This window comes from Photobacterium sagamiensis, assembly GCF_050337085.1.
Lineage (GTDB): Bacteria > Pseudomonadota > Gammaproteobacteria > Enterobacterales > Vibrionaceae > Photobacterium > Photobacterium sagamiensis.
Genome location: NZ_JAKJSP010000050.1, coordinates 40,025 through 52,354 on the forward strand (window position 1 = coordinate 40,025; position 12,330 = coordinate 52,354).

The following is a 12,330-nucleotide window of genomic DNA, read 5'->3' on the forward strand; positions in this document are numbered from 1 at the left end:
AAGTTATTGAGACGCTAGCATAAGTCGTTTTCACTCTTTGGGCGTATGATCTATATCACACTAAAAACAATAATAAGGAGGCAAAAATGCAAAATTGGCGAACTGCTGCAGATAAAGAATTCTGGAATAAAACCTGGCGATTGGCGATACCCGTTTCGATGCAGTCGATGCTTTTTGCCGTCTTAGGTTTGGTCGATATCATGATGGTGTCGAAGCTGGGTGAATCCCAGATAGCTGCGGTAGGTGTCGGTAACCGGATATTCTTTTTTAACTTACTGATGATTATCGGTGTGAGTGGTGCTGTTGGTGTGCTTGCCGCACAATTTTTCGGTGCCGGAAGAATGGATGGTGTGCGTCGTACTTTGCTGCAGTCGTGGGTCTGTGCGGTTGTTTTTACTATTCCTTTTGCAGTGCTGTACCGTCTGGCTCCTCAAAGTATTGTTAGCTTGATTACGGATGAGCCAGCCTTTGTCGAACACGCGACAACCTATCTGTTTGTGTGCGGCTGGAGCATCATTTTTACCGCCATTGTTGTACCACTTGAATCGGCACTTCGTGCTGTCGGTGTCGCTAAAATGCCGACTGTTGTGGGGTTGATTGCGGTGCTGATCAATGCGCTGTTAAATGCCTTACTGATCTTCGGCCTTTATGGCTTCCCTGAGATGGGTGTAGCGGGTGCTGCGTTGGGTACAACGATCTCCCGTGGTATTCAGACGGTGTTATTACTGTTGGTGACTTACTGGAAGTATAATGAGATTCTGCCAAAAGCCGAAGATGTAGATGCAGCTGTTGTCCCGAAGGCGCGTAAGAAGTACCTATCAGTAGCACTGCCGATGATCATTCATGATGGTGGCTGGGCAATGGGTCTGCTGGTTTATAATTACATTATTGGGCAGCTTGGAGTGACAGAATTGGCCATTATCAGTCTGCTGTCGCCAATTGAAGGTGTTCTGATCTCAGGCTTTATTGGATTTGCGGTAGCGGCTTCAACCATTCTTGGTCATGAGCTGGGTGCAGAGAACTATCAACGTGCCTGGTATCAGTCATGGTGGTTTGTTGGGCTGAGTGCTTCGCTCGCGTTGTTGCTAGGTGTGACTGTCATCCTGTTCCATGATGGTATTGGCAGCTTGCTGGCTAAAACAGCGGCCCCTGATCTGGAAATGGCCATCAATGTTACCCTGGTACTGGCATTAGGCTTGTGCTTGAAAGTGTTTAATATGGTGGGAATTGGCGGGGTGTTGAGAAGCGGCGGTGATATTCGCGCTAGCATATTCATTGACTTGTTTGCTCAATGGGGGGTCGGTATCCCACTTGCGATCTTTACCGGTATTTACCTTGGCTGGCCATTACACTGGGTGATGTTGGCGATATTGACTGAAGAGTTAGTCAAAGTCGTACTGACTACGCATCGTATTAGAGCCCGCCACTGGTTAACCAACCTGATTAATGACGAATCACCTGATGGTGACAAAGAGTGTTTGGCTGCCTGAAGAAGCGTATATCCAGTTTCTAGGTTCTAATGACGAGTCGCGAGTAAAAGTGTGTTCAAAAGCAGAGTCTGGGTAGGTATATCCGACTCTGCTTTTTGGTGTGTGCTTAGTTCGTTGCTTCATTTTTCTTACTGTTCGTTTGTTGCTTATTTTACGATTTTTGTGACAACCGGATCAGGCGTGAGAAATATGGTAGAATCCCGCCTGTTTTTATTACTATTTTTATTACTTTCAAATTGAAAAGTCAGGAATTCCGTTGAGTTTGTCAAATACACCTCAATCAGACGTTTTGAATAATGAAAAAACGCTGAAAGCCGCGATTAAAGATTGCATGATCCGCGATCGTTTTCGTTTGCACAAACGTGTGCAGGGTGCGGCAAGAATTAAGAACGAAAAAGCGAAACACGCTGTTTTCGATGAAGTTGCATTAGATATTGCCAAGTCGATGCAAACCGTTGAGTTACGCAGAACTCAGCGCCCGACCATCCGTTACCCTGAACAGTTACCTGTCAGCCAGAAGAAAGATGATATTGCTGAAGCCATTAAGAATAACCAGGTGGTTATTGTTGCGGGTGAAACAGGTTCAGGTAAAACCACTCAGCTGCCTAAGATCTGTATGGAGCTGGGGCGCGGTACCCAGGGCATGATTGGCCATACCCAACCTCGTCGTCTGGCTGCCCGTACGGTAGCAACCCGTATTGCAGAAGAGATGGAATGCGAGCTGGGTTCATACGTCGGTTATAAAGTCCGATTCAACGATCAGGTGTCTGATCGCAGCCAGGTCAAACTAATGACCGATGGTATCTTGCTGGCTGAGATTCAGAGCGACCGCTATCTGAGCCAGTACGACACCATTATTATCGATGAAGCCCACGAACGTAGTCTGAATATCGATTTTATCATGGGCTACTTGCGTGAACTGTTACCGAAGCGCCCTGATTTAAAGGTAGTGATTACCTCGGCAACTATCGATCCGGAGCGTTTTTCCAAGCACTTCCATAACGCTCCGATCGTTGAAGTGTCCGGCCGTACTTATCCGGTAGAAACCCGTTATCGTCCGGTGACAGAAGAAGAGTCTGAACGTGATCAGCTGCAGGCCATTTTTGATGCGGTAGATGAACTGTGCGATGAAGGCTTGGGTGATATCCTGATCTTCATGAATGGTGAGCGTGAGATCCGCGATACTGCTGACGCACTCGAAAAGCGTAACTTGCGTGATACCGAAATCTTACCGCTTTATGCGCGTTTGTCTGCCGGTGAGCAAAATCGGGTATTCCAGTCACATGGTGGCCGCCGTATTGTGTTGTCGACCAACGTGGCAGAAACCTCGCTGACAGTACCGGGGATCAAATATGTTATCGATCCGGGTACTGCACGTATCAGCCGTTACAGCTACCGAACTAAAGTACAGCGACTTCCGATAGAAGCGATTTCGCAGGCCAGTGCTAACCAGCGTAAAGGTCGATGTGGCCGTGTGCAGGAAGGGATCTGTATTCGTCTTTATTCTGAAGAAGACTTCCTGTCGCGTCCGGAATTTACTGATCCTGAAATTCTGCGTACTAACCTTGCTTCCGTTATCTTGCAAATGACCAACATTGGTCTTGGTGATATTCAGGCATTTCCATTTTTAGAAGCGCCGGATAATCGCAATATTCAAGATGGTATTCGCCTGCTTGAAGAACTAGGAGCGATTGACACCAAAGCGACGGATCCACGAAAACGTCTGTCACCAATGGGGCGTCAGTTAGCCCGTTTACCTCTCGATCCACGTCTTGCACGTATGGTCTTAGAAGCGCCAAAATTGGGTTCATTACGTGAAGTGATGATCATTGCTTGCGCCTTGTCGATTCAAGATCCCCGTGAACGTCCGACGGAGAAGAAACAAGCGTCTGATGAAAAGCATAATCGCTTTGCCGATAAAGAGTCGGATTTCATCACGTTTGTTAACTTATGGAATTACGTTCAAGAGCAGCAAAAAGCGCTGTCTGGTAATCAGTTCCGCAAGCAGTGCAAGAAAGATTATCTCAACTACCTGCGTATTCGTGAGTGGCAAGATATTTACTACCAGGTCAGTCAGGTAGTGAAAGAGCTAGACTTGCGTTTGAATAATCAAGAAGCCAACTATGAAGGTATTCATACTGCGTTACTGGCAGGTATGCTCTCTCATATCGGTCTTAAAGATCAGGAAAAGAATGAATATCAGGGTGCGCGTAATGCCCGTTTCAACATTTTCCCGGGTTCGGGTATTTTCAAGAAACAGCCCAAATGGGTCATGGTTGCTGAGTTAGTTGAAACCTCGAAATTGTGGGGACGTATTGCCGCCAAAATTCAACCTGAGTGGGTTGAGCCTCTGGCTCAGCATTTGCTGAAGCGAAGCTACAGTGAACCGCATTGGGAGAAAAAGCAGGCAGCAGTCTTTGGTTTTGAAAAAATCATGCTGTACGGCATTCCGATTGTTGGCAAACGTAAAGTTAATTACGGCAATATTGATGCTCAGGTATCTCGTGAAATTTTCATTCGTTCGGCTTTGGTAGAAGGTGATTGGGAAACCAAGCATAAGTTCTACCATCAGAACCGTAAGCTATTACGGGAAGTCGAAGAGCTTGAACATAAGTCTCGTCGCCGCGATATTCTTATCGATGATGATCAGTTATTTGAATTTTACGATCAGCGTATTGAGCATACGGTTGTTTCCGGCCGTTTCTTTGATAGCTGGTGGAAAAAAGCATCCATAGAAAATAAAGACTTGCTTAACTTTGAACGCGAGATGCTATTCAAAGGTGATGCGAGCCATATTACCGATCTGGATTATCCTAACTTCTGGCATCAGGGCAACCTGAAACTGAAGTTGAGTTACCAGTTTGAGCCGGGCGAAGATAGTGACGGTGTCACTGTTCATATTCCGCTACCGATCTTAAATCAGGTTGAACCGGATAACTTCGACTGGCAAATTCCGGGACAGCGACAAGAATTAGTGATTGCACTGATCAAGTCACTGCCAAAACCTGTGCGCCGTAACTTTGTACCGGCACCTAACTATGCTGATGCATTCTTGGCCCGTGCTGAGGCAATGGCGATGCCGTTGCTTGATTCGCTAGAGAAAGAACTTAAACGTATTTCCGGTGTAACCGTATTACGTGAAGACTGGAATCTGAATCAAGTGCCTGACCACTTGAAAATCACTTATCGCGTTGTTGATCATCGCAACCGTAAGCTGAATGAAAGCAAAGACTTATACAGTCTGAAAGAAGGCCTGAAAGAAAAGGTGCAGGAAACATTATCGCAAGTTGCAGATGACGATATTGAGCAGGACGGCCTGAAAACCTGGAGCTTCGGTACTTTACCTGAGTGCTATCAGCAAAAACGCGGCGGCTTTGAAGTGAAGGCTTTCCCTGCATTGGTTGATAATAAAGACTCGGTAGGCATTAAGCTATTTGAAACCGAGGAAGAGCAGCGAACGGCCATGAGTCAGGGCCAGCGCCGACTGGTATTGCTGAACGTACCTTCGCCAATCAAATACCTGCATGCTAACTTGCCGAACAAATCGAAGCTCGGCTTGTACTTCAACCCGTATGGGCGTGTCATGGATTTGATTGATGACTGTATTGCCTGTGGCGTTGATAAGCTGATCGGGCAAAAAGGCGGATTGATCTGGCAGCCGGAGCAGTTTGAGGCAACCAAAGAATATGTACGTGCTGAACTTGGCGATACGGTTGTTGATGTTGCGAAGCAGGTCGAAGCAATTCTGACGACTGCGTTTAACATTAACAAACGTCTGAAGGGCAGAGTCGATCTGAGCATGGCGTTTGCGCTATCTGATATCAAGGCGCAGATCGAAGGTTTGATTTTCAAAGGATTTGCGACAGAGTGCGGTTGGCAGCGTTTGCCGGATATCCTGCGTTATATGAAAGCCATTGAGCGCCGGATGGAAAAACTGCCGATCGATCCAAATAAAGATCGTGTTCATATTCTGAAAATTGAATCTGTGGTCAATGACTATAAAGAGCTGCTGAATAAGATCCCGAAAGGGCAGCCGGTGCCTGAAAAGGTCAGAGAGATCCGCTGGATGATTGAAGAGCTGCGTGTAAGCTACTTTGCCCAGCAACTCGGCACGCCTTATCCGGTATCGGATAAGCGAGTTCGCAATGCGATCAACGAGTGCTGATTAGGTTATAGAAACAAAAACGGAGCCAGCAGGCTCCGTTTTTTTATTCACAACTTGTTGGGATCAACGTTCCCAGTAGGCTTCTTCTAAGCAGTCTTCGCGCTCTGGCAGACCGCGTGACAGACGAGGAGCATGTTGAGTAAGTACCTCATAGCTGACACGATTTGAATATTGGCAAATCTGTGAAAATGAGGAATAACTAAGGAATTTACCGTTGTGTTTACCCGAGTTAGGTACATTGGCCTTATGGTATCGGTTCGCTGACATGTCATGTAATAACGCTGACAGTGCTGCATCGCCCGCACCATTGGTGTTTTTAATTTCCACCGGGCCGCCAAGGTAAGGGGCAATGTGCGAATACACACGCACTGGATTTTTACAGTTTGCCTTCATCATAGGACGACTGAATTCGTATTTATTGAATTCTGGGATACGGCCAGGCAGTAACGGCAGGGTTGATTCACGTTTGAGTGCATCATCAGTGTAACCAGCCATATATAAACCAACAGGGCCCGCAGTACATAGCACCATATCAACCCAATCTAGCGTTTTGTCTGCGGCAATCAGAGGATCTTTCTCTCCGGTAAGTGCTTCAGCTTCTTCTTCGTTCATCGCGACACAAGTGACATGCTCTTTAAGGAACTCTATCCACCACTCTTTTTTGTCTTCGATAACGTATTTTGTGCCCAGGGTAAGAACAACGGGCACATCATGTTTCTTTGCATGCTCAATGGCTTTTAGCGCGGCATCTTTCATCGGATCGCTGGCTTTGCCACGTACCAAGTAAGAAGATAGTACAAGTGCAGATGCATTTTCAAAGGCGCATTCAGGCACGCTTTCAGGAAGAAGCTGGTTCATCTGACCTTCGTTAATGGCAAATGTACGCTCGCCATCTTCTGTGATCAAGGTATAACAGCGACCAATTGGACCATCGACAGGCTGTAAGTGATCCAGATCCATTCGGCATGAAGTATTGCACAGGTAGCGATACGCATAAGAACCGATTTTAAGATCTTGGCTCATCACACCGAGCAGAATTGACTTGTCATCGGCGAGCACCGAGTAGTTGTGCAGCGTGTTACCGATAGTATCGCCAGGGTATTCGTGGCTGATGAGATCATGCTCTTTTAGCTCTTGATAAAGTAGTTCGGCCTTATCTTCATCAAGTACTAACGAGTGGCCTTTACTCAGAGAATGTCTATTTAAGAACTCATCATCAACGCGCGCTTCAATATCAACAATGGTTTGACCAACACCGACGAGATGGGTACGTGCGAGCGGATTATCATGCTGGATTTGAGCAACTAATGGATCGCGGGCATTAACAGGAAAGTAATGCTTTGATTTACGCTGACCAGGAAATTTCATGTGTAAAGGCTACGGGATTCATGGGATTTTGTTTAATGTTAACACAGAAATGCGAGATATATCCCATTTCATTGCAATCTGGTGACGAATTGCTTTTATTTGCTTCTTTTTTAATCTTCCTAAAGTGGAGTTAATTAAAAAGAAGAAGAAGAGCGTAATAACTGACTATATTTTATGGATAAATATAGCCAGCGGTATAAAAATAAACCGCAATAATTTGCGGCTTATAATATGAAATTAGATTATTAGTCAGCTTGATATTAAATAACATGCAGAGTGACGAAAAAATGCTTACTCTAATAGTTTCACTTCTTGTTTAGTGGCTGAACCGCCAACAGGGCGGTTGACGGAAATGCTGCGGCCTTTTTTCATGCCTTTTTCATAGTCGTCGGTGATGCCTTTCATCGCTTCCTGAAGTTGCTGCTTAAATGTTTCACGATCAAGGTTTTCAAACTGCTTATCGATATAGTTCGACATGCGCTGATCATGATCATCATCAGTATTAAGCACGGGTAACTTTTCCAATGCACCTTCCAGCCAGCCGGCCAGGAAAGAAGAAACGCGACGTGCAACTTCGGTCGTGCTGGTTCCCGTTCCGGCAAAGCTATTGCGGAACTGACCCGTTTGCTGGTTCATTTCACGGTATACAATGTCAAAAGCGAAAGCGGCAAAAATGGCTCGCTCAGCAACGCCAATGAATTCGGCTTTTTTCAGCCCCTTGTGATTGGTCAGCACACATTCGACACCAAAGCGACGGTTGATACCACGAATGATCTTAAGAATTTGTGCACTTACGTCTGCAGGTAACAGAGTGGCAGACTTGGTTTTCCCCATCTTGATGAATTCAATGTCATCTTTATCTAAGCCGTATTTCAGCATCAGACTGTGTGCCATTCGAATGGCTTGTGCGGCTTCGTTGATGTTCGCAGAGTTACCCAGCTCTAGGCATTTTGCAATTTTTTTCAGCGCCTTTCGCTTCTGTTCAGACATTCAATCACACTCTTTAAGAAAAGGGGGGGACGTATTTTAACGTTTTACACGGGTATTTGGCAAAAAATGTGTGTAGATAATGCTAAATTTTTATCTGTGCAGTTAAAACCTGACTATCTCGGGCTTGTTAAAAGACGGCATGGTTTGCATAATGAGTTAACTCTTCCCAGCAAGTAATGCTGGGCTGCATTAATAAGTATAAAGCAAATATGACAACAGCTTATCAATCCATTGATGTTCCTTTTGAATTTCGTCACACCTGCTGGTTTTGTGGTGAGCCGTACTATGAATCTTATCCATTCATGGCCTCCCCGAATTATGAGCATCAAATATCACCGATTTTGCTCCCTGGCTGTCAGGAGTGTTTTACGTTATGTAAATCCATCAAGGTCAGTGGCTTGGATTTATTACGCGATAAAGTGAAAGAAAAGCTTCACAACCGTTATGAGAAACACTTGCAAATAGGCGTGAACTGGACGAAAGAAGAGCTGGAAGATTCAGAGCTGGAAGGCAGAGCATTTGAAGGTTTTCGAGACAGTGCCTGGATGATGTTTGAAATCGCAAAAGGTCGGGTAAATTACCCTGGCTGGCCCGTGAGTATCGATGGTATTCCGGTTATGGGTATTAACAATGCCTTTCAGCTTGAGTTTAATGGCATCATCTATACCGGTTTGGTACAGGCGGTTGAGCAGCTGGCCAAGGCATACAATATGCCGCAGCCTTACCTGGAAGAAGTGATTGAGCTCGTTGGCCGTGACAAATTGGCCTACGCGATTCGTTTTTGTAAAACGACTTATGGCTATTCTGCCGCCGAACGAGAAACCAGTATCGCGAGCCTGAAAGCACTATTGGCAGAGCAAGAAGCAGCAGAGCAGGACTTATCAGTACAAACCCAACCAGGTCAGTTTATTGAAATAACATTGTCTGAGATTGAAGAGTTGATGCTGTATCGCACTATGATCTCACCGCATGCGATTCAATGGGTATTACAGCGGGGTATTACAACGCTAAACGAATTGGCACAGCAGGAAGATGCTTTCTTTGAGTACTTCATGCAAGATTCCGAGTTAACAGCCTTTACCTATTTTAACGGCTTACAAATCTATTATGAAAAACGCGAAGTCGATCCCGATTGGGCTGAACGGAGCGATCCGAACCGGGCTTTGTTTGCACGTGTTGAAGCGCGCTGATTGTTTTTAAGATCAAAAAGCCCGGCAATAGTGCCGGGCTTACATTTAGCGGGTCTATACCAATCGTGAAAAGTATATGGCCTGATACTTATCCCGATTGGTATTACTGATTATGGCGAGACCATACTATGGTCTTGCCATTTTTATCGAATGCGACAACGTCAAACGGATCTTTTATATCGTCATACTCCATACCAGGAGAGCCCATTGGCATGCCTGCGACAGCAAGGCCGATCATACGATCAGGTTTCTCGTCTAAGAAGCGTTTAATTTCATCTGCCGGTACATGGCCTTCGAAGGTGTAACCATCGATTTGTGCGGTATGGCATGATGCATATTCCGGACGCAGACCGAGCTTGATCTTAATTGGCGTCAGATCTTCTTTGTACACCACATCAAGTTTAAAGCCATTGTCTTCCATATGTTTTACCCACTCTTTGCAGCAACCGCAGTATGGAGACTGGTAGTTTGTCCCCTCAATGGTATTTGCCAGTGCAGAAGTGCTGAGAGTTAAAAGAGTCAGTGCAATCAGTTTAGAGAGTTTCATTATGTGATCCTGTTTGGTCTAAGTTTGTATTACGGGCTTTAACCGCAATGTATATAACAGCAATGCATATAACAGCAGTGTAAAGCGAGCATCGGCATGCTTGATGCCGCCTGGAATGCGGTAAAACTTAGATGGCGGTAGGCGGACGCAGTATGGGCTCGCTTCGCTGGAAAAGTTCACCAGCAGGATCCGCGTAGCTTGCACTATTAACCTGTACATAAGTGAAATTGAAAGCAGTCAGAATAGCCAGCGGGGATGTCTGGGAGTGGCAATCGCCGTCCATACAGTATTGCCCGGAAGGCTGTTTCTCTGGTGAAAATTGTTTATCCATAGCCGAGATGGAATGCGGGTTGCACATATCTATCATTATGGTGTTACAGGGGATAGCTGAACAGCAAGCCATCTCTGACTGACAATTTGACTTGAGAGTGGCGTTTTTGACGTGCAACAAACCTGCATTTACTGTGGTTGAAAAGACAGTAAACAGCATGGCGAATAAAACTATTTTTGAGATCAGCTTGTAAAGCATGCTCATTATTTTAGTCGTCCGAGTGTTGGTATTGTCATAAGTGGCTCAATTATAACTGGGTTTTACGCCCAGACAATCCCTTTTTACTCTACCCAAAGCACCTCAAGACACGAGGTGCTTTGGGTATACGATGTCATTATTGACCAATAATCGTACATCGGTTGTAACATCTTGAAGACAATCTACTTGTCCCTGTTGGTCTTTATATGGCAGGAAGCATTTCCCCGTGTTTTAACAAGGTTGAACCTGATTCAAATCGCAAGCCGTCAAAGCCTTACGTTCCTCTGACATTACACACGACCCTTTAAGCTTTAATATCGTAATAAATAAAAAAATAGCGCAGGAATTTTTGAGTATGCAGTATACAGAACAAGATAGAAAGGTCTTACATGACACATGGATGAGCTATAAGGCCAAGATGAGAGTGACCCAAATCGAAATGTCGAAACGGTTAGGGATCAGTCAGCTTATTTTCTCTGATATATTACGAGGTAAGTTGTCTCTTGAGCATCGGTTTGTAAGTCAGTTCTGTAACTTTATGGCTGTTGACCCGGTACTGACTTTGCCATCGTTGCGAAATCAAATGGGTACGGCGATGCCTAATTCAGTAACCGTGACAAATACCTATATTCTGGATGGCGATATCAAAAATGTGCGCTATGACGGTAACCAATTAGTGGTTGAGTACGAACATAGTGTTAACGTGTAATATCAATCGGGATAATTGTCTCATCCTAAAATTACAGTTATAAAAAAGCCCTCACACTGAGGGCTTTTTAAATGCTGTACTTAGTGGTTTTTAAAAGGTTTATCCCTTATCTTCCTTACCATTTATTTCCCACTCCGGGATTAAACAATATAAGATCCCGGCACAAGTGATAGATACCAACAGATCTGATGGCCAGTGCATGCCTAACCAGATCCGACTGGTGCCCACACCAGTTGCCCATAATATGATGATAAAAGCGGGTAATAGCTGTTTACGGCGTAAGAAAAAGCCTCCCCAGAAGACAACGCAAACGGCAGCGAAAATAGTGTGTCCTGACGGCATCGAATAGTTTGTTTCGCCTTGCCAGTGACGAATGCGCCAATGGCTGACATTGTCAGCGGCTTGCTCGACAACCGCTTCTTTATTCGTATCATCCAGCTGATAAAAGTTCTGTACGGAATCGACCAGTCCAAGGCTTTGCAGTTCATAACTGTACGGACGAGGAATTTCGGTAATGTGCTTTAATCCGGTTTTAGCGACAAAGCTTAGTGCTAACAAAATGCCGAATTGAATCCATAAACGGATCAGTTTCCCCTTGGGGTATTTCAGGAAAAGAGGGATCAGACACAGTAGCCCAGTCGTGATCAGAAAGTATGGGTTTCCTGCAGAATCGGTGAGCAGGGTAAAGAGCAAGCCTGTTAGATCATTAACCTCTGTTGTAAAAGCAGGTTGTGGAAAAAAGACAAGTACACCAGCCATCAATACCGCAAAAAGGGACAGGGCGATGACCCCGGGTATTTTTTTAGAAATAAATGAAGAAATTAACATTTTATAGTTTTGTTATTAAACGAGTTTGAATTTTATCAGAGGGTAACCCGCTTAACGTAAAAAAAATGTCATTTTTTGTAATTAAGTATCAGGCTGGTTGAAGTGATGCTTCATGCTGTGTATAGACAATAAAGGGTTCTGTCGCAACCTGGCGTAGTAAGTTATGATCTCCGTCAGCACTCATTACTTTTTGCATTATGACTATCAACTTTTCTGGTCGCCACTTTCCTTCCGACATCATCCTTCAAGTTGTTCGCTATTACCTTGCTTATAAACTTAGCTACCGTGAAATCGAAGAAATATTTGCTGAACGGGGTATCAATGTTGATCACTCTACATTGAATCGATGGGTCATCAAATACGCCCCCTACTGGAACATCGTGCTCGACAAATGAATAAGCCAGTCGCGTCTTCGTGGTGTATGGATGAGATATACATTAACGTCAAAGGTCAATGGAAGTATTACTACCGGGCCGTTGATAAATATGGCTGTGTCATTGATTTTTTACTGTGT

The 12,330-nt window shown here is 44.9% G+C and carries 9 protein-coding genes and 1 pseudogene; 5 read left to right on the plus strand and 5 right to left on the minus strand.

What is annotated here, in order from left to right; all coding sequences use genetic code 11:
* The first annotated feature begins 86 nt into the window (after positions 1-86).
* Positions 87-1,490 carry an MATE family efflux transporter gene (locus tag L4D76_RS21605; RefSeq protein WP_428442945.1) on the plus strand — a complete coding sequence of 468 codons (1,404 nt, stop codon included), beginning with the start codon at positions 87-89 and terminating at the stop codon, positions 1,488-1,490.
* A 289-nt stretch (positions 1,491-1,779) separates the two neighbouring features.
* The gene (gene hrpA / locus L4D76_RS21610) at positions 1,780-5,655 is read left to right on the plus strand and encodes an ATP-dependent RNA helicase HrpA (protein WP_428442953.1); all 3,876 of its coding nucleotides are present in this window, start codon (positions 1,780-1,782) and stop codon (positions 5,653-5,655) included.
* Positions 5,656-5,718: 63 nt separating this feature from the next.
* Here hrpA and L4D76_RS21615 read toward each other — a convergent pair whose 3' ends face one another.
* Together L4D76_RS21615 and L4D76_RS21620 are read right to left on the minus strand one after the other, a co-directional pair.
* Positions 5,719-7,023 carry an inosine/guanosine kinase gene (locus L4D76_RS21615; protein ID WP_428442946.1) on the minus strand — a complete coding sequence of 435 codons (1,305 nt, stop codon included), beginning with the start codon at positions 7,021-7,023 and terminating at the stop codon, positions 5,719-5,721.
* 291 nt (positions 7,024-7,314) lie between these two features.
* A complete protein-coding gene (locus tag L4D76_RS21620; protein ID WP_428442947.1) occupies positions 7,315-8,013 on the minus strand; it encodes a DUF2786 domain-containing protein in 699 nt (232 codons plus the stop codon).
* A gap of 209 nt (positions 8,014-8,222) precedes the next feature.
* Here L4D76_RS21620 and L4D76_RS21625 point away from each other — a divergent pair, with 209 nt between their 5' ends.
* Positions 8,223-9,203 (plus strand): hypothetical protein, encoded by a 981-nt coding sequence (locus tag L4D76_RS21625; protein ID WP_428442948.1) that lies wholly within the window; start codon positions 8,223-8,225, stop codon positions 9,201-9,203.
* A gap of 103 nt (positions 9,204-9,306) precedes the next feature.
* On the opposite strand, the gene L4D76_RS21630 is transcribed toward L4D76_RS21625, so the two are convergent.
* The gene (locus tag L4D76_RS21630; protein WP_428442949.1) at positions 9,307-9,750 is read right to left on the minus strand and encodes a DUF411 domain-containing protein; all 444 of its coding nucleotides are present in this window, start codon (positions 9,748-9,750) and stop codon (positions 9,307-9,309) included.
* A 127-nt stretch (positions 9,751-9,877) separates the two neighbouring features.
* Positions 9,878-10,081, minus strand: coding sequence for a hypothetical protein (locus L4D76_RS21635; RefSeq protein ID WP_428442950.1), 204 nt, complete (start codon positions 10,079-10,081; stop codon positions 9,878-9,880).
* A gap of 553 nt (positions 10,082-10,634) precedes the next feature.
* Here L4D76_RS21635 and L4D76_RS21640 point away from each other — a divergent pair.
* Positions 10,635-10,988: an XRE family transcriptional regulator gene (locus L4D76_RS21640; RefSeq protein WP_428442951.1), complete on the plus strand. Its 354-nt coding sequence runs from the start codon at positions 10,635-10,637 to the stop codon at positions 10,986-10,988.
* A gap of 99 nt (positions 10,989-11,087) precedes the next feature.
* Here L4D76_RS21640 and L4D76_RS21645 read toward each other — a convergent pair whose 3' ends face one another.
* On the minus strand, positions 11,088-11,816 hold the full coding sequence (locus tag L4D76_RS21645; protein ID WP_428442952.1) for a phosphatase PAP2 family protein: 729 nt from the start codon (positions 11,814-11,816) through the stop codon (positions 11,088-11,090).
* Between the two features lie 197 nt (positions 11,817-12,013).
* Between L4D76_RS21645 and L4D76_RS21650 the strand changes: the two are divergent.
* Positions 12,014-12,330, plus strand: a pseudogene (locus tag L4D76_RS21650) (IS6 family transposase); the annotation flags it as partial.

Bases quoted from the DNA above. Each gene is read 5' to 3' on its own strand.
- L4D76_RS21605 (WP_428442945.1), top strand. From the start codon at position 87: ATGCAAAATTGGCGAACTGCTGCAGATAAAGAATTCTGGAATAAAACC.
- L4D76_RS21615 (WP_428442946.1), bottom strand. From the start codon at position 7,023: ATGAAATTTCCTGGTCAGCGTAAATCAAAGCATTACTTTCCTGTTAAT.
- L4D76_RS21620 (WP_428442947.1), bottom strand. From the start codon at position 8,013: ATGTCTGAACAGAAGCGAAAGGCGCTGAAAAAAATTGCAAAATGCCTA.
- L4D76_RS21625 (WP_428442948.1), top strand. From the start codon at position 8,223: ATGACAACAGCTTATCAATCCATTGATGTTCCTTTTGAATTTCGTCAC.
- L4D76_RS21630 (WP_428442949.1), bottom strand. From the start codon at position 9,750: ATGAAACTCTCTAAACTGATTGCACTGACTCTTTTAACTCTCAGCACT.
- L4D76_RS21635 (WP_428442950.1), bottom strand. From the start codon at position 10,081: ATGGATAAACAATTTTCACCAGAGAAACAGCCTTCCGGGCAATACTGT.
- L4D76_RS21640 (WP_428442951.1), top strand. From the start codon at position 10,635: ATGCAGTATACAGAACAAGATAGAAAGGTCTTACATGACACATGGATG.
- L4D76_RS21645 (WP_428442952.1), bottom strand. From the start codon at position 11,816: ATGTTAATTTCTTCATTTATTTCTAAAAAAATACCCGGGGTCATCGCC.